At 38.1% G+C, this 22,644-nt stretch carries 23 protein-coding genes; 11 read left to right on the top strand and 12 right to left on the bottom strand.

The window, feature by feature from the left end; genetic code table 11:
• Positions 1–9: 9 nt before the first annotated feature.
• Together RCJ95_RS01075 and RCJ95_RS01070 are read right to left on the bottom strand one after the other, a co-directional pair.
• Positions 10–522 (bottom strand): PCYCGC motif-containing (lipo)protein, encoded by a 513-nt coding sequence (locus RCJ95_RS01075; RefSeq protein WP_004227258.1) that lies wholly within the window; start codon positions 520–522, stop codon positions 10–12.
• Between the two features lie 79 nt (positions 523–601).
• Positions 602–2,896 carry a YhgE/Pip domain-containing protein gene (locus tag RCJ95_RS01070; RefSeq protein ID WP_312128460.1) on the bottom strand — a complete coding sequence of 765 codons (2,295 nt, stop codon included), beginning with the start codon at positions 2,894–2,896 and terminating at the stop codon, positions 602–604.
• A 195-nt stretch (positions 2,897–3,091) separates the two neighbouring features.
• On the opposite strand from RCJ95_RS01070, the gene RCJ95_RS01065 reads away from it, so the two are divergent.
• The 5 genes from RCJ95_RS01065 (at position 3,092) to cyoE (ending at position 7,309) form a co-directional block, all read left to right on the top strand.
• Positions 3,092–3,571: a thioredoxin family protein gene (locus RCJ95_RS01065; RefSeq protein ID WP_004227263.1), complete on the top strand. Its 480-nt coding sequence runs from the start codon at positions 3,092–3,094 to the stop codon at positions 3,569–3,571.
• Between the two features lie 100 nt (positions 3,572–3,671).
• Positions 3,672–4,373 carry a tetratricopeptide repeat protein gene (locus RCJ95_RS01060; RefSeq protein WP_257520179.1) on the top strand — a complete coding sequence of 234 codons (702 nt, stop codon included), beginning with the start codon at positions 3,672–3,674 and terminating at the stop codon, positions 4,371–4,373.
• Positions 4,374–4,795: 422 nt separating this feature from the next.
• Entirely contained in the window at positions 4,796–5,353 is a 558-nt protein-coding gene (locus tag RCJ95_RS01055; RefSeq protein WP_221680108.1) for a hypothetical protein, read from the top strand.
• 38 nt (positions 5,354–5,391) lie between these two features.
• Entirely contained in the window at positions 5,392–6,045 is a 654-nt protein-coding gene (locus RCJ95_RS01050) for an alpha/beta hydrolase (RefSeq protein ID WP_446721799.1), read from the top strand.
• A gap of 313 nt (positions 6,046–6,358) precedes the next feature.
• Complete coding sequence (cyoE, locus tag RCJ95_RS01045) at positions 6,359–7,309, top strand: heme o synthase (RefSeq protein ID WP_131520585.1); 951 nt, start codon at positions 6,359–6,361, stop codon at positions 7,307–7,309.
• A 69-nt stretch (positions 7,310–7,378) separates the two neighbouring features.
• Here cyoE and RCJ95_RS01040 read toward each other — a convergent pair whose 3' ends face one another.
• From RCJ95_RS01040 to RCJ95_RS01015, 6 genes are all read right to left on the bottom strand, one after another.
• Positions 7,379–8,113 (bottom strand): metallophosphoesterase, encoded by a 735-nt coding sequence (locus tag RCJ95_RS01040; RefSeq protein ID WP_221680110.1) that lies wholly within the window; start codon positions 8,111–8,113, stop codon positions 7,379–7,381.
• Positions 8,114–8,374: 261 nt separating this feature from the next.
• A complete protein-coding gene (locus RCJ95_RS01035; protein ID WP_009370152.1) occupies positions 8,375–8,824 on the bottom strand; it encodes a helix-turn-helix transcriptional regulator in 450 nt (149 codons plus the stop codon).
• 138 nt (positions 8,825–8,962) lie between these two features.
• Positions 8,963–9,367 carry a hypothetical protein gene (locus tag RCJ95_RS01030; protein ID WP_004227282.1) on the bottom strand — a complete coding sequence of 135 codons (405 nt, stop codon included), beginning with the start codon at positions 9,365–9,367 and terminating at the stop codon, positions 8,963–8,965.
• 91 nt (positions 9,368–9,458) lie between these two features.
• On the bottom strand, positions 9,459–10,793 hold the full coding sequence (locus RCJ95_RS01025; RefSeq protein ID WP_221680111.1) for a hemolysin family protein: 1,335 nt from the start codon (positions 10,791–10,793) through the stop codon (positions 9,459–9,461).
• 32 nt (positions 10,794–10,825) lie between these two features.
• Positions 10,826–11,167, bottom strand: coding sequence for a MerR family transcriptional regulator (locus RCJ95_RS01020; protein ID WP_036218600.1), 342 nt, complete (start codon positions 11,165–11,167; stop codon positions 10,826–10,828).
• A 215-nt stretch (positions 11,168–11,382) separates the two neighbouring features.
• Positions 11,383–11,868 (bottom strand): hypothetical protein, encoded by a 486-nt coding sequence (locus RCJ95_RS01015; protein WP_446721859.1) that lies wholly within the window; start codon positions 11,866–11,868, stop codon positions 11,383–11,385.
• Positions 11,869–12,066: 198 nt separating this feature from the next.
• Here RCJ95_RS01015 and RCJ95_RS01010 point away from each other — a divergent pair, with 198 nt between their 5' ends.
• From RCJ95_RS01010 to RCJ95_RS01000, 3 genes are all read left to right on the top strand, one after another.
• Positions 12,067–12,195, top strand: coding sequence for a hypothetical protein (locus RCJ95_RS01010; protein WP_004227289.1), 129 nt, complete (start codon positions 12,067–12,069; stop codon positions 12,193–12,195).
• Between the two features lie 157 nt (positions 12,196–12,352).
• Positions 12,353–14,440, top strand: a complete 2,088-nt coding sequence (locus tag RCJ95_RS01005; RefSeq protein WP_313149893.1) for a methyl-accepting chemotaxis protein — start codon at positions 12,353–12,355, stop codon at positions 14,438–14,440.
• Positions 14,441–14,599: 159 nt separating this feature from the next.
• Positions 14,600–16,687: a methyl-accepting chemotaxis protein gene (locus tag RCJ95_RS01000; RefSeq protein WP_337976959.1), complete on the top strand. Its 2,088-nt coding sequence runs from the start codon at positions 14,600–14,602 to the stop codon at positions 16,685–16,687.
• Positions 16,688–16,746: 59 nt separating this feature from the next.
• Here RCJ95_RS01000 and RCJ95_RS00995 read toward each other — a convergent pair whose 3' ends face one another.
• The 4 genes from RCJ95_RS00995 to RCJ95_RS00980 form a co-directional block, all read right to left on the bottom strand.
• A complete protein-coding gene (locus tag RCJ95_RS00995; protein WP_221680115.1) occupies positions 16,747–17,319 on the bottom strand; it encodes a 5' nucleotidase, NT5C type in 573 nt (190 codons plus the stop codon).
• A gap of 12 nt (positions 17,320–17,331) precedes the next feature.
• On the bottom strand, positions 17,332–18,447 hold the full coding sequence (gene ispG / locus RCJ95_RS00990) for a flavodoxin-dependent (E)-4-hydroxy-3-methylbut-2-enyl-diphosphate synthase (RefSeq protein WP_221680116.1): 1,116 nt from the start codon (positions 18,445–18,447) through the stop codon (positions 17,332–17,334).
• A 96-nt stretch (positions 18,448–18,543) separates the two neighbouring features.
• Positions 18,544–18,888 (bottom strand): hypothetical protein, encoded by a 345-nt coding sequence (locus RCJ95_RS00985; RefSeq protein ID WP_221680117.1) that lies wholly within the window; start codon positions 18,886–18,888, stop codon positions 18,544–18,546.
• 52 nt (positions 18,889–18,940) lie between these two features.
• Positions 18,941–19,459 (bottom strand): DUF1189 family protein, encoded by a 519-nt coding sequence (locus RCJ95_RS00980; RefSeq protein ID WP_221680118.1) that lies wholly within the window; start codon positions 19,457–19,459, stop codon positions 18,941–18,943.
• Between the two features lie 194 nt (positions 19,460–19,653).
• Here RCJ95_RS00980 and RCJ95_RS00975 point away from each other — a divergent pair, with 194 nt between their 5' ends.
• From RCJ95_RS00975 to RCJ95_RS00965, 3 genes are all read left to right on the top strand, one after another.
• Entirely contained in the window at positions 19,654–21,285 is a 1,632-nt protein-coding gene (locus RCJ95_RS00975) for a Na/Pi cotransporter family protein (RefSeq protein ID WP_221680119.1), read from the top strand.
• A gap of 62 nt (positions 21,286–21,347) precedes the next feature.
• On the top strand, positions 21,348–21,827 hold the full coding sequence (locus RCJ95_RS00970) for a DUF456 domain-containing protein (protein ID WP_004230999.1): 480 nt from the start codon (positions 21,348–21,350) through the stop codon (positions 21,825–21,827).
• A 175-nt stretch (positions 21,828–22,002) separates the two neighbouring features.
• Positions 22,003–22,608: a superoxide dismutase gene (locus RCJ95_RS00965; RefSeq protein WP_016995356.1), complete on the top strand. Its 606-nt coding sequence runs from the start codon at positions 22,003–22,005 to the stop codon at positions 22,606–22,608.
• The last annotated feature ends 36 nt before the right edge of the window (positions 22,609–22,644 follow it).

Below are 22,644 nucleotides of genomic sequence, written 5' to 3'. Positions count from 1 at the left end.
TTTGCTTTTTTATGCAGGCATGTCCGTTGGTGTTGGTTTTGCATAGCCCTCTTTATACGTGTCATCAATGAACTGACGAATTTCTTTTAAGCTCTTGCCTTCTTTGTGCAGTTGTGCTGATTGGACAGCAATCTCTAAGCACACTAAACAACGTGTCCCGTGATCATCCCAAACAATCGAACCATCCTCACGTTTTTCCTGAATAAAGCAATTTAAATTACTTTTATGGCCAGCAGATTCCCCACAGCCGCAATAGCATGGCATCCATTCGAGAATCTCTGTTGATTGTCCAGCGATTTGATAGACTAAGCGTATATTTTCTTGCTTGCCCTCTAAAAAGGTTGGTAGGACGTCAGCAGAAGCCGTTTCTTCTTGGATATCAACAGATGCCTCTGCATGGTCATGACCTTCATGTGAAGCGTCATTTGCTTTAGGAGAGGTTTCAGCACTGTTTTTATTTTCTCCACAAGCACTTAATAACAGTAACGCCAATACAACAAAAATAGTAATTGATTTCTTCAAAAATAGCGCCTCCTACATGTTTACAATACTTCCATTATAACATCGTTTTCATAAACATTTACAGACGCCTCGTTGAAAATCAGTGAAATATATCTAATCCACGTGTTTTGTTCATGAAATGTTCCATTTTCTCGCTCAATAATTTTTTTAAGAAGAATCCGAACAGGATAAAAATGAACCAGAAACCTAATAGGAAAATGAGGTCCATCCAGACTGTTGACCAAATAATTCCGCCGACAGCTTCACGCATCATTTCAATCGCATACGTAAAAGGTAAGAAAGGGTTGATTATTTGGAAGAACCTCGGCAATAACTCGACTGGATAGGTTCCCCCAGAGCCTGCAATTTGTAACACAAGCATCACAATGGCTAATGCTTTTCCTACATTACCGAAGACGGAAACGAGTGTGTAGACAACCGTTACAAATACGAGACTAATGAAAAGTCCAAATAAGATAAAGTAGGCAGGTGCTTGAATGGAGCCGTCTACTAAGAAAATATCTCCAATGGTAATAATTAGAGTTTGAATAAACGAGAAAGTTGCAAATGTTAAGAGTCGACCAAAGTAAATTTCTCGAATACTATAAGGTGAATCTCCATGGAGATTCACAGACAATAATGAAATTAACAGTAAACAGCCTACCCAAATAGAGAGTACTGTGTAAAACGGTGTCATGGCTGTTCCATAGTTCGCAATAGGGAATACACGATGTTCCTTTAATTTAATAGGCTCCTCAAAGAAATCACGTTCGGCGTTGACATCATTTTTAAGTAATTGTACAATCTCTGCTAGATCCGCTTCTTCTTCTAGAGTTCGTAGTTTATTCGCTAATTCTTTGATTTTAGCACTTAAAGTTGGAAATTCAGTTTGTATTTTTTGAATAGCTTGATTTGCTGTACCTAGCGTGTTTTTGGTCTGAGTCAATTTATCTGTTGCCTGAGGTATGAATTGTTTTACATTTGTCAGCATGGTAGAAGCGTTAGTTAAAGTTTGTTTCGCACTGGTAAGGGTCGATCGAATTTGTGGCTCTAGACTTTCGTTATAGTAGGATAAGAATTTTTGTAAATTAGCTGTAGCATTTTGTGCGATTTGCTGAATAGCTGTAATGTCTTGCTTGATAACATCTTTATCAATTGGCTTTAATTGATCTATTTTATTTAGTAAATCGTCATGTAGAGTCTGTAATTGTTGTAATGAGCTAAGCGCATTTGACGTAGAATCAATGAAGTTTGGAGGATGTTCCAAGGCTCCGCGAATGGCTGTAAGCTGTTCGATGATTGGTTGATTCGCTTCTGCATTACTTTCCTGTAAAGAACCAATAATGGTTGTTAAAGAGTCTTCTAATTGCTTACGAGTCGAAGCATCTGCCTGAATTAATTTTTGCATTGCCTCAAGCGTTTGAATACTCTTGGTTATGCTATCTTTAGAAGTTGACAATTGATTTTTAAGTGCCTCTTTTGTTTGTGTAATAGAGGCAGGGTCAACATTTATACGATTGAGCTTATTGATGATATCTGTAAAATGTTGGGCAATATTTTGAACAGTTGTGACATCCTTTTTGATGATAGGAGATAGTTCATTAAATAAAGCATCTGCTTCATTCACTAAACGTAAACCCTTTTGAATGGTAGTTAAACCATCTGTTGTTAGTTGTTCCACCTGTGGAACTTGTGTCAGTGCCTGATTAAGTAATTGATTTGCCTCTTTTCCTTGGGTAGAGGCTTGAGTTAAAAATGAATTAATATCAGGTAAATGCTGTTCTATAGTAAAAACATAATTTTCAAATTTGCGGAAATCAGGAATGTCACGTTCCATTTCAATTCCAATTGTATTAAAAATAGAAAAAAGTGTCCCATTGACGGTGGATACAAATTCATTCGAAACCTGCTGTGTAAGTACGCTCGCGCCTTTACTTGTAATTTTAGGAGCAATAGGATTCTTTTTTTCATTTACATAATAATCAATATGGGCCTTCGTTGGTTTGTCGGTTAGAATAGAGGTTAGTTTTTGCGAAAAATCATTTGGAATGATAATGACTGCAAAGAAATCACCATTTTTTAATTGTTCCTTAGCTTTTTTCTCTGTCTCGAGCTTCCAAGTAAAGCTTTTATTCGTACGTAAAGTCTCAATTACTTCATTCCCGACATTTATTGCTTCATCTCTTACAGTGGTTCCCGTATCTTCATTGACAATCGCGATTTTCATATTAGAGGTGTGGGCGTAAGGGTCCATGGAGGCATAAATATTTAGCCAGGCATAAAGAGAAGGAAGAAAAATTAGTCCACCTATAATGACAGCTACGACCCAGTTTGTGACAATATTCCGGATATCTTTTGTATAAATTTGAAAAACATGCTGGAACGAGTTTTTCATCATAATCACCCCACATTCAAATTTGCATGAACTCTCACTATGTATGTTCCCAAATATACTTTAAATTATGTTATAAATGTGAAATATCTTCATTTAAAGGCGAATTAGTTTACTAGGTTTTCAAAACAATTTATAATCAATCGCGAATGCACTAAAACTAGGGCTTTTAGTGTAAAAAAGGAGGTCACTACTTTAGTGAAAAAATTATTAATTATTGGTTCAGTGATTGTTGTTTTATTTGCAGCAATTATTGTGCTTACCAACGTCTCAAACAAAAGTAAATTAGAAAGCGCAAATAACCCTTATGGCGATAAAAAGCTAAAACAAGAAACAATTGATCAATTGGATGATGAAAACTATCAAAACATTATGTTACCAGACGAACTAGAAGCTAAAATTAAAGCGGGCGAACCGGTTAATGCTTACTTCTTCAGTCCAATCTGTGTACACTGTCAAGCATTTACACCAGTATTAATGCCAATTGCCGATGAGCTTGGTGTTGATATTGCTCAATTGAATGTCTATGAATACGATGATTTATGGGAAAAATATAATATTAAAGCAACACCAACATTCATTCGTTTCGAAGATGGTAAAGAAGTAAATCGCTTTGTAGGAGCTCTTAAAGAAGAAGATTTACGAACGTTCTTAAATACGGTTGTGTTAAATAAATAGAAAAGGAAGAGACTGTATCATAATTATTTAGATACGGTCTCATTTGTTTTTGTAGTGTATACTAAAAATACTGAATAGTTGTACACTGGAGGAATGATGAATGTCAATGGATGATTATTTTTATAATGGTGAACTGATGAAATGCTATGAATTAGCGAAGCAGGTGACAAATGAAGCAGACAAAGCACTAGCACAAAAGTATATTCGATTATTAGAAGAATATGAATATGATCGTTATCCAAAGCCAACTGGTCATATCGAAGTACAGCATTTGGAACGCGCTGATGAAAGCTATCCAGAATCAGATCTAGTTGTAGAAATACGGGCAATAAAAGATGAAGAGTCATTTGCGAAGCGTATTCAGCAATTGGAGGAAGTCGCAAAAACTGGAACACCTGCAGACAAGGCACAATCCTTTTTTACACAGGGAGAGCTGTTCCTATTCGCACATCAATACAATGAGAGTGTTCACTGCTTTCAACAAGCAGTAAAGGAAAATCCGAATAAGGCTGTCTATTGGGGAATCACAGGGCAGACGATGCATCGTTTTGGTTGGATGCCATTTGATGCGCTCGGTTATTTAGAACAAGCGATACAGCTAGATCCAACAAATCCTCGTTGGAAATGGAATAAAGCGCTTGTACTTATTCAATTAGCTAAGGATTTGCAAATGGCTCCATTTATGGCGAATGCAGCAATCACTTTAGAGGATGCACTAACTTCTTGTGGCGAACAGCAGCGGTCATTGAAAGATGCCATTCAAAATACAGTAGATAATATGGATAGCTATGTTTTTTCCTAACATTCAGGAGTCTTCTACAGAAAACTAATTTCAATAGTTTTATAATATTATGCGGATGTCCCAATGTATATGGAGACATCCTTATTTTGTTGAAATAAGATTATGCCAAGAGCGAAAAAAGACCTTTTGGCAAGGCGTGGGGTTGATTTCCGTTCCGCCAGCGTGTCCGATGAGCCACTTCACTCACTTGCGTTCGCTCCATGGGCGCACCTGTGACGAAGTAATCTGTAACGAAAATCTCTTTTCACCTTTCAAAAAATGCTTTAGATGATTTTGTTTTCCAACACAGCGAGGATGTCTCCAATGCATATGGAGACGTCCTTTTTACTGAGAAATCAAGTGAGCGGGGTTCGTTGCCATATTTCACAATCATGGTATGATAAGAAAGAAAATGATTTGTAGATATAAAGGACGGATTTTTTATGGCACAAGAAGCGGCAAATAAGTTTATAGAAAACGTATGTAATCATTTAGTTCGCAATATGAATATTACAAAAGTGGAAGAGCATTTTAAAGAAACAATTACTATGCAGCGACAATCTGCCGCAACATCTATGGACTTTTGGGACATGTTGATGATGAATATGCTTTATTTTACGGAGAATGAACAGGCTTGGGAGCAGGAATTTCTAAAAATGCTTCAAGCTAAGGAATGGCTAAAGCCATCAGCTCTTGAAGAGGAATTATTAATGCATCAGATGCGCATTCGTCAACAAGTAGCAGAGCAATTGGATGCTGCAAAGGATTTATTCCATCAGCAATATGAGTCGGAAGATATGACAGAGGAAGCGATTATTTATGATTATGCCTATAGCTCTGCTGGGCATTCCATGCGCATGGATTTATTAACCGTGCTTGTATCCACGCCAGAGCAATCAAAAATACTCTTTGACGCAGACCCACAGGAAACGATACGAATTGTCAATGGCTACATTGCCTACCATACAGATGGATTAATTAATAAAACAAAATTACACTAATTTTGTTACAAAGCTTCACGCGAAAGGAATTTGATTAAATGAATACACCATTTACTTTTAACCATACACAACCAACAAATATGGACCCTACGAAGAAATATCCCGCTATTTTTTTGCTTCATGGCATGGGCAGCCATGAAGATGATTTACCACAATTAGTGCAGGATTTTCAAGAGCAATGTCATATATTTAGCTTACGAGGACCAATTACGCAACATCCCGGCTATGCTTTTTTTACCATTCAAGAGGTGGGGCAACCAGATCGTGCAATCTTCGATAAAGTGTTGGTTGCACTGCAACGATTTATATTAGAGGCCATCGAAGAATATCAAATCGATCCACATAAAGTATTTGTTTTAGGCTTTAGCCAAGGTGCGGTTTTAGCACAATCACTTGCCTTTGTTATGGGGAATTTAGTGACGGGTATTGTTGCATTAAGTGGCTATACGCCAAAGTTTGTGACGGAGGAATATGCCATTCGTTCTGTAGAACATTTACATGCTTTTATTTCGCACGGTGATTATGATTATGTAATACCTTCTCAATGGGGAATGGAAAGCAAGGAGATCTTTGAACAATTTAGTGCCACGGTGACATTTAAACAATACCCAGATGGACATGGTGTAACACCTGATAATCTTCGTGATCTAGTGGCATTTTTAGCACAGCAACTACAGGAAGAAATTCAATAAAAGGAAATCCGAGGCAAAAATTTGTCTCGGTTTTTTTGCCTACTGTAATAAGACCTATTATCAAATTATTTTTCTCCAATAGTGTTTGGAAGAATCGAGGCAAGAAGGTTCAAATTCACGTCAGTCGGTGGTATCATAGTAGATGTTGTGAATGAACGTTCTTTGTTAGATGAAAAACATGTACTTTATGTGAAAAGAGAGACAGAACAGATCTAAAAGGGGTAAAATAATAATTTGATGTGCTAGATGCAAATTTTGTCGCTTTCTATCGATGAAAGCGTGTAGAAATTATGGAGAAAAGGAATTAAGCTGAATGGAACAAAATCTGAAAACGGAGCATAAACCACTATCCTCCGAAAAAACAAGAGGGAAGTCATCACGTTCTTCTATTTTAGCGCAAACCGTCAAGACAGGGATTATCAAATCTAATTTAATACCTATGTGGGCTGGTTTAACGCTAGGCATGTATAAAAATAAAATGACGTTTGTAGACAATATACCAGAAATCATTTTTTCAACAATCGGTTCCGCCCTTGTCATTGGAGCTGCAGGGGCCTTTAATAATGTCTATGATCGTGATATTGATGCAATTATGCCTCGTACACAAAGCAGACCAACTGTAACAGGTGAAATGTCAGCAAAATCGACGTTATCATTAGCTGTTGTAATGTTAATTATTGGAGTAGCAGTGTTGGCACTTGCGTCACCTTTAGCAGCGGCATTTGGATTATTAGGTGTATTCCTATATGTAGTCCCTTATACAATGTGGACAAAGCGTCGTACCATATATAATACAGAAATCGGTAGTATTAGTGGTGCGGTGCCACCATTAATTGGTTGGTCTGCTGTATCTACAGATATTACACACCCAGCGATACTTGGTTTATTTTTTGTTATGGTCATTTGGCAAATGCCACATTTCTATGCTATTGCCATTCGCAAACGTGTAGACTATGAAGCAGCCAGTGTGCCCATGCTACCAGTTATCAAAGGGATGCGTCGAACGTATTATCAAACCAATTTCTATTTAATATTATTGATTCTATCAAGCTTTTTATTTGGCTCGCTAAGTGTAGGCATCATGCTTGTGGCATTGATCTTAAGTGTTGCTTGGCTAGTGATGAGTATTTACGGTTATCATAGTAATACAGATCAAGTGAAATGGGCTACCAAAATGTTTGTTTTTTCCCTATTCCATATGACTATACTATTCTCAACAGTCATTGTGTACTCGCTAGTAGGAGTTATTTTTAAGTTATATTAATTTTTTCAAAAATTGCCCTGAAAAAAATAAGTAGTGCGAAAACAATTACGAAAATAAAAACCAACAAGTTTACTCGTTACTTGTTGGTTTTTTATTATCGACAGAAATGATTTGGCGACTAGGCCATTCGAATGCATGTAACCGTCCGCCAAACACAGCTCCACCGTCAATGCCAATAATATTATTTTCTCCGAAATAAACACGATAATCAGTTGGATCATGATGCAGGTTATAAGTAGGGGTATGGCCGAAGATTATTGTTTTTTCCCCTTGATAGCCTGCGTGGAATTCCTCACGAATCCAAAGTAAGCGCATGGGGTCAGTTTCGGCTATTGCAGCACCTGGCACAACGCCACCGTGGACGAAAATAGCATCCTCTAACTCAATATATATTTCAAATGTCTCGATTAACTGTAAATGTTCTTCGAGCTTAGGGAGCGTTTTAATAAAGCTAGGTAGTGTATTACTTTGGATGGCTTCCTCAAAGTCTGCCAACTGATAACCGTAGCTTGCTAATGTAGCCTCACCACCACAAAGTCCTACCCAATGGTTCCATGGCTTAGCAAGGCCTGAACGACATGCATTGAGCATGATCGCCTCATGATTGCCTAGTAAAACGCGTGCACCTTTTGTCTGTAGTTCACTCACTAAATTTAACACACCACTAGAAGAGGGCCCTCTATCAATATAATCACCAAGAAGAAAAAGCTGGTCGTTGATTGGGTCATAGTTTGCTTTTAATAATAGTTCTTCCAGTAGCCCTAATTCTCCATGTATGTCACTAATTGCTAGTATACGGTTCATGTACGAGCATCCTTTCTAATAGTACAGCTTTACCCTTAAGTATAGAGAATTATTCTACAAGTTTCGACTTTTCTAGCTTCTCCTAGCTTTTTTCATAGAATTTTTAAAGAAACAATTCTCCTACTACTATGTTTATCATATGAAGGATGATTTTATAGCTTTATTCATTTGTCTAGAGAAGATGAGTTATGAGAGGAGGGGAAATGCTTGAAACGTAACAGCAGAAGCAAATTGCAATGCTCCTACTGTTTGACTTAAAAATTATATCTGTAGTTTTTCCCATGCTTGCTTCGCTATTTGTTCATCAAAGGTTGAAATGAGGCGAAAATTATTGCTGTCTAAAATGCGATAATGCTGACTGATGACGTTTTGCTGTAGTCGAAAACCACCATACTCCTGAATGTTTTTCCACCATATGTATCCACCCATTGTTTTCTCCTTTGGCTGCAATGTTCCATTATTTGCGATTAAATCTACAACCTCTAATGGATCACCACCAAGTTCATGCTGTAAAATCGTACTGTCTCGACACAATGTGCAAACTGTAACAGTGGTTGTCCAGCCAGCTAGTATACGGCCCTTTTCAATTTGGACAAGTGTTTTTTTTGATAATCCTAGTAAATCACTCATTTGATCCTGTGTGAAAGCTTTTTCTGTACGGATTAATTTCAGTTTTTCTGAAACGAGTGTGATTAATTGTTCACGATTCATCCTAACACCCCTTATTTTCAGATTGTTAAGTTCTATTATACATGAAAGTAAAGAAGCGTGTTTTTCTTTCACCTTAGGAAGTGGCTGAGATCGCGTAAAATTGAAACAGACTGCCCCTAATGGACAGTCTGTTGGATGTTAGATTTCATATTTTTTCGTATCCGAGATCACTCTGAAGTGGATGCCTTTAATCTGAGCGCTGACTTTATGGCGGAGTGTATCAATATCCACAAGCTCCTCTTTATTTTTGACACACACAGCAATCTCTTGTAATAGCTTTGTAAAAGATTCTTTAAATAGTGAGCGCATATTATCGAAATCTAAACTACGAAAACTCCCATCAATATCGAAAGCTTCAACTGAATTTAATTGCTTGGAAGCTCCTGCAAAACGATCATCGTAGACTGTGTAATTTTCATCTGTTACCACGATAATAAATAGAACTTCTCCCGTGATTGTTTTTAACTCAATATTTGTTTTGTGTTTCTTTACATCAGTAATAATGTGAATACCATCTGAATGATATAGCTTAAATAATGTCATGTGTATGGCCCCCTACAACTAAAATCATTTTTCTCTATTCATTATATAGTGAAATGGCTAATAATGGAATAAGGAATACTGTTTCCTACAGTTACGATTGAACCTCTGTTTTAAGAAGTAGATTTTTTCGAAGAGGACGAACCTCAATATAATGAATTTGATGACCTTGTTGCTCATAGATGCTAAAAATATAGGAGCCTAGTTCAATATTTTTTGATGCTTTAATGCCGTTATTTACAGTTAAGAACCAACCACCTAATGTTTCCACTTCTTCAGCTTCCAGCGTAATGTTTAATAGATTTTCTACATCTTCCACAAGCATTTTTGCATTTAATAAATAGTGATGATCTGTAATTTTTCGAATATCCGCAATTTCATCACCATCAAACTCATCTCGAATTTCACCAACAATTTCTTCTAAAATATCTTCAACTGTTACAAGACCAGATGTACCACCATATTCATCCATTAGGATGGCCATATGGATTCGTTCCTTTTGCATACGTACAAGTAATTCTTGAACGGGCATTGTTTCAATTACGCGAATGACAGGATTTATGAAATCTTCTAGAACTAATGAGTCGTCTGTAAGTTGTTCAAGTAGACCATGGGTTAATAGTTCTTTCGCATTGATGAAACCTAATATATTATCTCGGTCCCCATCATAGATTGGGTAACGGGTATATTTTTCAGCAGCGATGTAATGAATAATGTTTGTAAAAGATTCATTTTGTTCAATTCCAACAATTTCTGTTCGGGGAACCATGATTTCACGAGCAATACGTTCATCAAATTCAAAGACGTTATTAACATATTTGAGCTCAGATTTATTGATTTCACCACTTTTAAAGCTTTCGGACAGTAATAATCGCAATTCTTCCTCTGTATGAGATAGCTCATGTTCGCTAGCAGGTTTCATACCGAATAAGCCAACTAACACACGTGCAGAACCGTTCAAGAACCAAATAAATGGATACATGATCTTATAGAAAAACATAATGGGTTTTGCAAAAAGAAGTGTAATGGATTCAGCTTTTTGGATGGCAGCTGTTTTTGGGGCTAATTCGCCGACTACTACATGTAAAAACGTAGCGATGGCAAAGGCTGTTCCAATTGTAAAGATTGTCATATATTTATCAGAAATGCCGATCATTTCGAATAGTGGGTGAAGCATAAATTCAAAAGTTTTTTCACCAACCATCCCGATACCAAGAGCGGTTACAGTAATCCCTAATTGACAGGCTGATAAGTATTCGTCTAAGTGTTGAACAACATGTTTCGCAGCAACTGCTTTTTTATTGCCTTCTGCAACCAGCTGGTCAAGTCTTGAGGAACGTACTTTTACAATGGCAAATTCTGTTGCTACGAAAAAGCCTGTTAAAGCTAATAAAATGGTAAAAATCGATAGGTTTATTATGGTCTCCAAATAGTCGTTCTGTAAAAACAGAACGTCACCTCCTAATTATGAATGAGTAATAATAAAGATTGCATTAATGCAATACTTTCGGGTGAAACATTTTTCTTAATCGTTTCAATTCTTTTATCATCTTGCTTGTTCATTTGTGCTAGCAGAGATGTAACATCATGCTCTAAATCTTGCATTTTTAAACGAAGCACCTGTACATCGATTTCTTCATAGGGTGTGATGTTTAGTTCATGTTGGATTTGTACAAGTGAAAGCCCCTGTTGTTTGCGCTGTTCAATAAATTGAAGCCGTTTAATCATGGCTGGGTCATAGTAGCGATAATTTGCTGCAGAACGTTCTGCATCTAGCAAACCAATATTTGTATAGTAATCGATTGTTCGTTTAGTAATGCCTGTTTTTTCTGCAAGCTCGCCAATCTTTAATTTTTCTGTCCCAATGCAAACACCTCCAAACCATCACGTGATACTTTGATTATAACGTGATGGTTTTAGTTTATTCAAATGATAGCCTTTGATATTTCGAAATTATAAGATTTTTTTCAAAAAAAGAACGTTTCTGCCATGATTAAATGGTAGAGACGTTCCTAAGTTTACGGAAGTAAATAAGTATCATATAGGTGATGGAGAGCTTCCTCACCATTTTTTTGTAAGAGAATTTCTTCATTATATGTAAGTGTTATGCTCGATTGCTCGCTATCAATTTTGTCGTCAATTATTTTACAGGTAACAGTCACAAAGCCTGATTCAGCAAGCTTTTCTTTCATGTCGTCACTCCACGCCTGATCAGAAAATAGCGGAGGCTGCCAAGTACCTCTCACATGTAGCTCATTTTTTTCGAGGTCATAATCCCAGCGTATGTCACGTAAAATAGTTTTAAATAGGTCATTAACCGTAAACGATGTATCTTTATAGTTAATGTCTAGTGCACGTATTGCATGGACATCTCGGCTAACTGCACTAGCTGCGGAATTAGCAGCTGAATTGATGCCTGAAGCAGCATCTTTAATTTCTGAAAATCGACCACCACAGCCAGAAAGTAGTGCGCAGATGCATGTGATACAAGCAACTTTTGTCATCCATTTCACAAGTAGTCCCTCCAGTCTAGTAAGTTGTTATAACTATCTTAACGAAAAGAAAAATATGAAGAAAGGGCATGAAGGCGGTAGTTTGTGACGGTTTTGCAACGATGCGACCTCCACTTGATTGTTCGGCATTTGAGAAATATATAATTCTGAATATTTAGTAAAAAATCAAAAGAATAGGAGCGGTTTGTGATGAAAATTAATGATGAAATGCTTGATCGATTAGGAACATACTTTGTTTATCATGCTGTTTATGATAATTATGGAATTACGTTTGAAAACTTTGTGGAGCGTTGGCTACGAGGCATACTTGACATATAGCGAGCTGAACTTTGAAAAACTCCTGGAAACAGGAGTTTTTATCTATAAAAAAGACATATTTCCTCTTGATTTAGATACTTTACTCATGGTTACTGATGCTATAATTAGCTTAATTGGTTAGGTATCTATTACTTTCTATCTAAAGGGGATGATGCATATGAATTTATTGGGGAAAATTCTCGCAACTGTCATTGGGACAGTATTTGTCGTATTCGCAGTTATAACAGTTGTGAATATTTATCAAACAAAAAATTTAACAATAGAAACAGCTCAAAAAATGGCACAAGCAGAAACATCGGATCACGCCAACCAGATTCAAATTCAGCTTGATTATGCTATGGATACAGCACGTACGCTTGCAGCTAATTTAACTACAATGGTGGAAGAACAAAAGGCTGATCGTGCTTTAACAGATGCTATGTTCCAACGTATTTTGAAAAATAATGAGCAATTTATGGGTGTTTGGTCTGTATGGGAACCTAATGCCTTCGACGCGCAAGATGAAAAATACATAAACACAGAAAGACATGATGCATCAGGACGCTATGTTCCATTTTGGACGCGCGATGGTGATCGTATCGTTCCTTCTCCTATTGTTGATTATGATACGTCTGATTTTTATCTATTACCGAAACAAAAAGGACAGGAAATGATTTTGGAACCATTTGTTTATCCTATTGCGGGTAAGGATGTGTTATTAACGTCCATCATTGTGCCTGTTACGATTGACAATGAATTTAAAGGCATCGTGGCCGTGGATATGAGTTTAGAAACATTCGCTCAACTAAGCCAACAAGTAAAATTATTTGAGAGTGGCTTTGGTTCGATTATCTCGAATAATGGCATGTTTGTGACACATCCAAATAATGATTATGTGACAAAGCCATTTGCTGAGCAAGAACAGTATACATATAGAAACGAGATTCTATCAGCCATTCAGCAGGGCAAGGCTTCCGTTATTCAAGATTTTTCAAGCTATTTACAAGAGGATAGCTATATTGTCACTGCTCCCATTCATATTGGAAAAACGGAAACTCCGTGGTCATTGCTTGTCACAGTACCGACTAAAGAAGTGTTAGCACAAACAACAAAACTCACATGGACGATGGTCATCATAGGCGTTGCTGGCCTTATTTATCTTATAATCGTGCTAACATGGCTTATTCGTCGAATTGTTCGACCTATCGTAATGACAGTGGAGCAGGTGCAAGCGATTGCAGATGGAAATTTAGCAGTGGAGCCATTAGCGGAGGATAGCAAGGACGAGCTTGGTCATTTAGCAAAGGCTGTCAATATCATGACAAGTAATACACGAACATTGATTCAGGAAGCAACGCAAATTTCAAATCAGGCAAGTACCTTTAGTGATCGTCTCATGTCTTCCACAAAAAATATGAGTGTGAGTATCGATCAAGTGCTAACGACAACAGGTGAGTTAGCGACAGGAGCAACCCTACAAGCTGAGCACGCAGCCCTAACGCTAGGTGTAACGCAAGAGGTAGAGCAGAAATTGCAAGCTATTCAAGCGGCAATCAAGGAAATGACTCATCGCTCTCAGGAGACTACGCAGGCATCTAAGCAAGGTTTGGTTCATGCGGAACAATCGATTCAAGGCATGGAGGCGATGTCGGAGCAAGTCACATTAACAGCATCTGTTGTCCAGCAGCTGAGTGACCAATCGACTGAAATTAATCGTATTTTACAAGTCATAAATGCTATTGCAGGTCAAACGGATTTACTTGCACTTAATGCTGCGATAGAGGCTGCTCGTGCAGGAGAGCATGGAAAAGGCTTCTCAGTCGTAGCAGAGGAAGTACGCAAACTTGCAGAGGAGTCCGCCAAATCGACGAGTCAAATAGCAGCTATTATTGATACGGTTGTGAAGGAGACTGTCAAAGCAGGCGATGCCATGCAAAATGTTGTGGCTGCTGTGCAAACCAACACACAGTATCTTGATGCCAATAAACAAGCACTTGATGCCATCTTACAGCATATCGTTGATACTGTAGCGCAAATCGACGAAGTGACAACTGCCTCTCATTTAATTCAAACGGAAACAGTAGAGGTAGTCCGGGCAGTGGAAAATATGACAGCTGTCAGCCAGCAGTCCTCAGCAGGAACAGAGGAGCTATTAGCAACGATGGAGCAGCAAAATACCGCGGTTCATGAGCTGAAAAATATGGCAGAAAGCTTATCTGGTATGACGAACTCCTTACAACAAACACTAGCAAAATTCCATTTTTAGTAGAGAACTAAGGCTGCGTGTCATCTTATGTACAACGGGATGACATGCAGCTATATTGTAAGTTAAATTCTATAAGAATTATTTTTCTGAATATTTAGTTATTTATTGACGTATAAATGCTATTATTTATTTAGTTGCTATAGGCGGGAGCTGGTACATATGAAATTACTACATAAAATATTACTGACAACGTTATCTACAATGATGATTGTGTTCATCATTATTTTAAGTGTCAATATTGTAAAAACTAATTCATTAGCAGTGGAGGATGCACGACAGCTCGCTCAATCGCGGGCGTCCGAAAGTGCATATCAAATGCAAATGGAACTTGATTATGCGATGGATACAGCAAGGACAGTAGCCTCTAATCTTCAAACAATGGTAGCCAATCATAAGGGAGATCGTGATTTAGCAAACGAGATGCTCAAACAATTACTCGAACAAAATGATACCTTCCTAGGGGTTTGGACGATTTGGGAGCCAAATGCCTTTGATGGACAAGATGCTCATTTTGCCAATTCGAAAGGGCATGATGCATCAGGTCGTTTCCTTCCCTATTGGGCACGCAGCAACAATGGTGTGACGCTTGCTCCTCTAGAAGACTATGAAACTAGTGATTATTATGTATTACCTAAAACGTTGAAACAAGAGGTTATTTTAGAGCCGCTAATTTACCCAATTGATGGTCAAGATGTATTGATGACTTCCACAGCTATACCTATTCAAATAGATGGAAAAGTCGTTGGTCTTGTTGGAATTGATATAAGCTTAGAAACATTGGTAGCCATTAATAATGAAAATGTACTCTATGATACAGGGTATAGTGCCATAGTATCTCATAAGGGGACATTTGTTGCCCATCCATCTCCTGATTATGTCAATAGACCAGTGACTGAAATGGAAAAATATAAAAGTGCGGATAAAGTTTTGTCTGCTGTTGAACAGGGCAAATCCTATCTAGTAGAGGATTATTCATCCTATTTACAAGAAGCTTCCTTTATTGCTGTCTCACCTATCCAAATTGGTCAAACGTCGACACCGTGGGCATTGCAGGTAATTATTCCATCTGATGAGGTAATGGCAGCCGCAAGTGAGGCAATGTGGTTATCAATATTACTAGCTATTATTGGTATTATTGTATTAGTTGGTGCCATTACTTGGATAGCTCAGCGGATCGTCAAACCAGTGGTTCAGACAGTGGAACAGGTCAAAACCATTGCTGGTGGAAATTTAGCAGTGGAGCCGTTACAGGTTCGTTCGAAGGATGAAATTGGCGAGCTTGCACATGCAATGAATCATATGACAGACAATATGCGCGAGCTGTTACAAGCGGCTACACATATTTCCAATCAGGTGAATCTATACAGCGGAGAATTACGTGCTTCTACCAATGATATGAGCATCAGTATCGAACAGGTGTTAACAACAACAAGTGAGTTGGCGACAGGTGCTACCGTACAAGCCGAACAGGCGTCTACCACATTAGGCGTTACACATGAGGTTGAGCAGAAATTGCAAGCAATTCAAATGGCAATTGAAGAAATGCTTCAGGATTCTCAGCTTACAACAGCGTCTTCTAAACAAGGTTTAATTCATGCAGAGCAGTCTATTCAAGGGATGGAAGTGATGTCGGAAAAAGTGTCACTGACAGCTATGGTCGTCCAACAGCTCAGCGACCAATCAACAGAAATTAATCGTATTTTACAAGTCATTAATGCAATTGCAGGTCAAACAAATTTATTAGCATTAAATGCGGCGATAGAAGCTGCTCGTGCAGGTGAGCATGGCAAGGGCTTTTCAATTGTGGCAGAGGAAGTACGGAAGCTTGCTGAAGAATCAGCCAAATCAACAAGCCAAATCGCCTCCATTATTAATATGGTTGTTAGAGAAGCAGCAAAGGCTAGTGATGCTATGCAAAGTGTTGTCTTAGCTGTGGAAAACAATACGCAATATATTGATGCCAATAAGCAGGCACTTGATGCGATTTTACGCCATATTGTCGATACAGTAGCGCAAATCGATAATGTGACAGCTGCCTCCAGTGTCATTCAAAGGGAGACGCAGGAGGTTGTACGTGCAGTGGAAAATATGACGGCTGTTAGCCAACAATCCTCAGCAGGAACAGAGGAACTATTGGCAACGATGGAACAGCAAAATTTAGCGGTTCATGACATCAATAGCAAAGCCCAACAATTAACAGCTATGACGGACTCCTTACAGGCAGCACTAGCTAAATTTCAATATTAAATTAAAAGAGCTGTAGGCAAGGTGAAATTTTCATCCAACTTTGCGTACAGCTCTTATACTTATTTGAAGAAGTGTGTAATAAATTGATTCGCTTCCTGCCAGTTATAAACCCTTACAACATTATTAGGAACGGCAAGACGATTATAAGGTGTATCAAATAACACAACAGGTATTTTTAACTCCTCTGCCAGCATCACCGCATTATCATGCTTATCCTCAAAGAAAGCTTCTACATTATGTTTTTTTGCAGCGGCTAGTTTATCATGGCTGCCGAGAAGCTCGATATGGTCGTAAGGTATAGCTTGCGATTTAAACCAATCGACCGTGATGTCTGCTACATTTTCACCTCGTGCAGAAATATAATACAGCTCAAAATTATTTTTCCAAGCGCTTAGAATATTTTTTGCATCTTTTGCCACCTCAGAGACTTCATACATGTAAGGTTCATTTTCCTTAAACCAAGTATTAAAGGCACTTCGGTCAATAGGGTGTGGGAAGGCAGATAAAAAATCATATTCACAAACATCATCCAGCGTAATATTTACATTGTACTGTTTATTAATATGTGGAATGAGTGTACTTGGACATGTCACAGTCCCATCAATATCAATACCAAAGCGGGGCTTCTTCATGCTAGCACCTCCTTAGGCATTCGCTTTTTGAGCTTCTTCCGCTGCGCGTTTTTCTTCCATTTCTGCTGCTAATTTATCAATTTCTTTCTTCAATTCTTCCACCATTGTTTCTTCTGGCACTTTACGGACTGTTTTCCCCTTCATGAATAACAAGCCTTCACCACGGGCACCAGCAATACCGATATCTGCCTCACGCGCTTCTCCAGGACCGTTTACCGCACAGCCTAATACTGCTACTTTTAAAGGTACCTTCAATTTAGAAATATATTCTTCTACTTCATTCGCAATGGAAATTAAATCAATCTCAATGCGTCCACATGTTGGACAAGAGATCAATGTTGCCATATTAGAAGCTAGACCAAAGGATTTTAATAGTTCACGTGCTACTTTTATTTCCTCAACAGGGTCTGCTGAAAGTGAAATACGTAATGTGTTACCAATTCCTTTTGATAGGATGGCTCCAAGTCCAGCCGCTGATTTTACAGTACCAGCAAACAGTGTACCTGATTCTGTAATCCCTAAATGTAGCGGATAATTAAAAGCCTTAGACGCCTTTTCATAGGCTTCAATGGCAAGATTAACGTCAGATGCCTTCATCGATACAATAATATCGTGGAAGTCCAAGTCTTCTAAAATTTTAATATGGTGAAGAGCAGACTCAACCATACCATCAGCCGTTGGATAGCCGTATTTTTCTAAAATATGACGCTCTAATGAACCGGCATTTACACCAATACGAATTGGAATACCCTTTGCTTTAGCCGCATTCACGACAGCCTCCACTTTTTCTTTACGACCAATATTACCTGGGTTAATACGTACTTTATCGATACCATTTTCAATGGCTTTTAATGCTAATCTATAGTCAAAATGAATATCAGCTACTAAAGGAATATGGATACGTTTTTTGATTTCGGCAATTGCATCTGCAGCACGCTCATCTGGAACTGCAACTCGAACTATTTGACAGCCTGCTTCTTCAAGTCGAAGAATCTCTGCCACTGTTGCATCTACATCATGTGTTTTGGTTGTACACATACTTTGAATGAATAATTCATTACTACCACCAATTGTTAAGTTACCGACACGTACAGGACGTGTATTTGTACGGTGACAAATTTCACTCATTAACTTTCTCTCCTTTTCGGGCCACTATTTTCAGCCGTCACTGTCATTTATTTTAGCAGTGTAAGAAAATAAGGACAAGGAAGAAACGCTAACTTTTCATTTTCCGCATTTGTTTTCAAGCTCAAATGAGAGAGGAAGCTTGATATTTTCACCTGGAACTAGTGCTTGTAATTGTAAGTGTGGGTTTAAGTTGTAAAAAAGTTGTAAGCGTTCTGGAAAGGTCATGGGAACTTTAGCAGGGTGTAGAGCAAATAAACTATGGATGGTATCTCCTTCAATCGTTTGTACAGTAATATAATTTGGCTCACGCTGTTGTTCACAAAGTCCATTTTCTGAGGTCTTTGTGGATAAAGCCGCAAGTGGGATGGACCCTTCTGTTAAATCTACTTTGACGACAAAGGCAATTACGATAATGATAGTTGTTAAGATGAATGCTCGCAAAAAATCCCCTCCTTTTCTACACTATATTGAGAAGAGAGGGGATTCATGCACATTATTTTAAATTTGGTTGTTTTGGATATTTTGTAAAGGCCACAATTAATAGAGAAATGGTTAAAAATAAAGATAGTACAGTGATAACAGTACTACTAACGGGCAGATAGTCTGCTAACATCGAAAGTAACGTAGCCCAAGTGATCGCAAAGGTAGTTGTTCTCCAGATATGGCGATACTCACCCCGACGCTTCATCGCTTTCAAGATAAATAAACCTGCTAAAGCATAAAGGGCAATTTGTGCAAAAATAAGCATTGTTGTCACGACGAAAAGCATTAGGAAGGTGAATGGATATAAGAGCCATTTAATGCCCTCTATGTAATCTGTTAAACCAGTTAAACTGTCCATATCGAATGTATCAACGGACATACCTGCTGCAAAACGACCTAAAGAGAATACGGAAACAATGGTAATCAGTAGAAAAGTATATTGAATAACCTTTCCAATAGGTAATAAACGATAGGCTGCTAGTTTTTTAGGATGTATAAGACTATCAATAAAAAGCTGTGAGTGTTTCATGCTATATCTCCTCCAATCGATATTTTAACATGTTCAAAGAGGACAAGATATGAAAGAAGTATAAATGAGGAGGGTCTTGATGTTAAAATGTTAACATTATGTAAAGAAGTTAAAGGATTTCTTTACTTTTTGTTTGGAATCATTTAATGATTAGAACGAGGGTAGTAGAGATGTAGGAATTGGAGCGAAAACAATTGACAATAGATTGGCAAAGCATTCTCTTTCAGTTTTTAGGTGGGCTAGGGGTCTTTTTATTTTCCATTAAATTCATGGGGGATGGGCTACAAAAATCAGCGGATGATCGGTTACGTGAATGGTTAAATCGCTTTACCACAAACCCTATTATGGGTGTCCTAGTTGGTATATTTGTAACGATTTGCATACAATCAAGTTCTGCCACAACAGTCATCACTGTAGGGTTAGTGAGTGCTGGTTTTTTAACATTGCGTCAAGCAATCGGCGTCATTATGGGGGCAAATATTGGTACAACGATTACAGCATTTATTATTGGTATTAATATTGGACTCTATTTTTACCCTTTATTGGCAATTGGGGCTGCCTGTTTATTTTTCTTAAAGAAAGCAACGTATCAACATATTGGTCAGATTCTATTTGGCTTTGGCGGTTTATTTTTAGGGCTAGAGTTGATGAGTGCTAGTATGCAGGCGTTACACCAGCTTGCAGATTTTGCATCGTTAACGCTTCATTTAAGTAACCAACCGATATTAGGCATATTTTTAGGAACCATTTTCACCTTACTGGTGCAAAGCTCTACCGCAACGGTGGGGGTATTGCAAGGTTTATATGCAGAACAATTAATTGGTTTAAATAGTGCTTTACCGATTTTGTTTGGAGAAAATATTGGCACGACCATTACAGCAGTTTTAGCTTCTCTTGGTGCTTCTATTTATGCTAAGCGTGCAGCAGCGGCTCATGTGTTATTTAATGTGATTGGGACGATTATTTTTATGTTATTGTTCACACCGTTTATGCAATATGTACAGTGGATTAGTGGCGTATTTCATTTAGAGCCTCGCATGCAAATTGCCATTGCTCATGGCTCATTCAATGTATTTAATATGATGATCCAACTACCATTTATCGCTGGACTCGCAGCATTAGTTACAAAGCTACTGCCGGGACATGATGGCAATATCAATGTAACAACTAAGCATTTAGATCCATCATTCATTGATTCCTCACCCGCTATTGCGCTGGGTCAAGCTAAAGAAGAGGTATTGCGAATGGGTGAACATGCATTGCGTGGGTTGGAAGAAACGTTTCTATACATGAAATCTGGAGAGGTAGAGCATATTCCAACGGTGCTACAGCTAGAAGTCGGGCTTAATCATCTAGACAATGAAATTACTGATTATTTAGTAATGGTGTCTAAGCAGCCTCTTTCCCGTGCAGACTCAGTAAGACATCATACTTTATTGACAAATGTAAGGGATTTTGAACGAATTGGGGATCACTTTGAAAATATTTTAGAGCTTTTACAGTACAAGGATCACCACGAGGTAAGCTTAAGTAAATCAGCGCGACAGGACTTAATAGGTATGTTTAGTTTAGCCATAGAGGCAGTACGCAAAAGTATAGAAGCATTAGATACCGCTAGCCTGAGCTTAGCTCAAGAAGTAACAGAGCTAGAAAGCCTGATTGATGATATGGAAGATAAACTACGTCAAAAGCATATTGCCCGATTAAACACGAATGAGTGTAGCGGGGCTGCAGGAATTGTTTATATGGATATCGTTAGCAACTTAGAGCGTATAGGAGACCATGCAGTAAATATTGCAGATTCTATTTTAGGCATTCGTCATTAATGAAACTTTTCACTTTGTTATTTCGTATGAAAGGCAATGCACGTTAAAAGGAGAGAATCTTTATGGAAGTTGTTGGCTGGATCTTAGTGATTGCCTGCTTTATTATTTCATTTATTGGTTTAGTGTATCCAATTATTCCCGGAGTACTGTTTTTAGTCGGTGGATTTTTGCTCTATGGCTTATTTTTCTCATTCGCAGAGCTAAGCTGGTGGTTTTGGGTCATTGAAATACTATTTGTCGTGTTGTTATTTGGGGCGGATACTGTGGCAAATGCGTTTGGTATCAAAAAGTTTGGTGGTTCCAATGCTGGCATGTGGGGGAGCACCATCGGGTTATTAATTGGTCCATTTGTGATCCCTGTGGCAGGGATTTTAATTGGACCATTTTTAGGGGCTGTGATTGCGGAACTAATCGTTGAGAAACGTACATTTAGTGAGGCAGTGAAAAGTGGTGTCGGTTCTTTAATTGGCTTTTTAACATCTACTGTTGTCAAGGCTGTTATTCAAATTGTTATGATTATTGTATTTTTTATCGCCATTTAATGCCTCACTTTTAAGGTTTAGTGAGTGTGAGTAAAGGGTAAGATAGTAAACATATCGGTATTTCGGTCAAAAGGCTGAAATCTTCAAATTGAAGTATTTTTCGTTGAATGGTTTGACCAATTTTGATAATCTAAGGATGTACTAATTATTTCTTATTTTAGGGAGGAACTTAACAATGGCTTACGAATTACCACAATTAACTTACGCTTATGACGCATTAGAACCACATATCGATGCAAAAACAATGGAAATTCACCATTCTAAACACCACAATACTTATGTAACAAACTTAAACGCAGCAGTAGAAGGTACTGAATTTGCAGAAAAAGACATTAACGACTTAATCGCAAACCTAGATGCTCTTCCAGCTGACAAACAAACTGCTGTACGCAACAACGGTGGCGGACATGCTAACCATACATTATTCTGGGAAGTAATCGCTCCAGGCGGTTCAAATACACCAGTTGGTGAAGTAGCAAAAGCAATCGATGCTAAATTCGGTTCTTTTGATGCTTTCAAAGAAGAATTTGCTAAAGCTGCTACAACTCGCTTTGGTTCAGGTTGGGCTTGGTTAATCGTTGATGGTGACTCAGTTGCTGTTACGTCTACTCCAAACCAAGACTCTCCAGTAATGGAAGGGAAAACTCCAGTTTTAGGCTTAGATGTATGGGAACATGCATACTACCTAAACTACCAAAACCGTCGTCCAGATTACATCGGTGCTTTCTGGAACGTAGTAAACTGGGATGTAGTAGAAGCTAAATTCCAAGCTGCAAAATAATAACGAATAATTGGCTGTGCCTAAAGTGAGCATTCA

The sequence above is a fragment of the Lysinibacillus sp. BSL11 genome (genome assembly GCF_052928325.1).
Note: the sequence above shows the minus strand (reverse complement) of the source record. Positions and strands in the feature narration are given on the sequence as shown.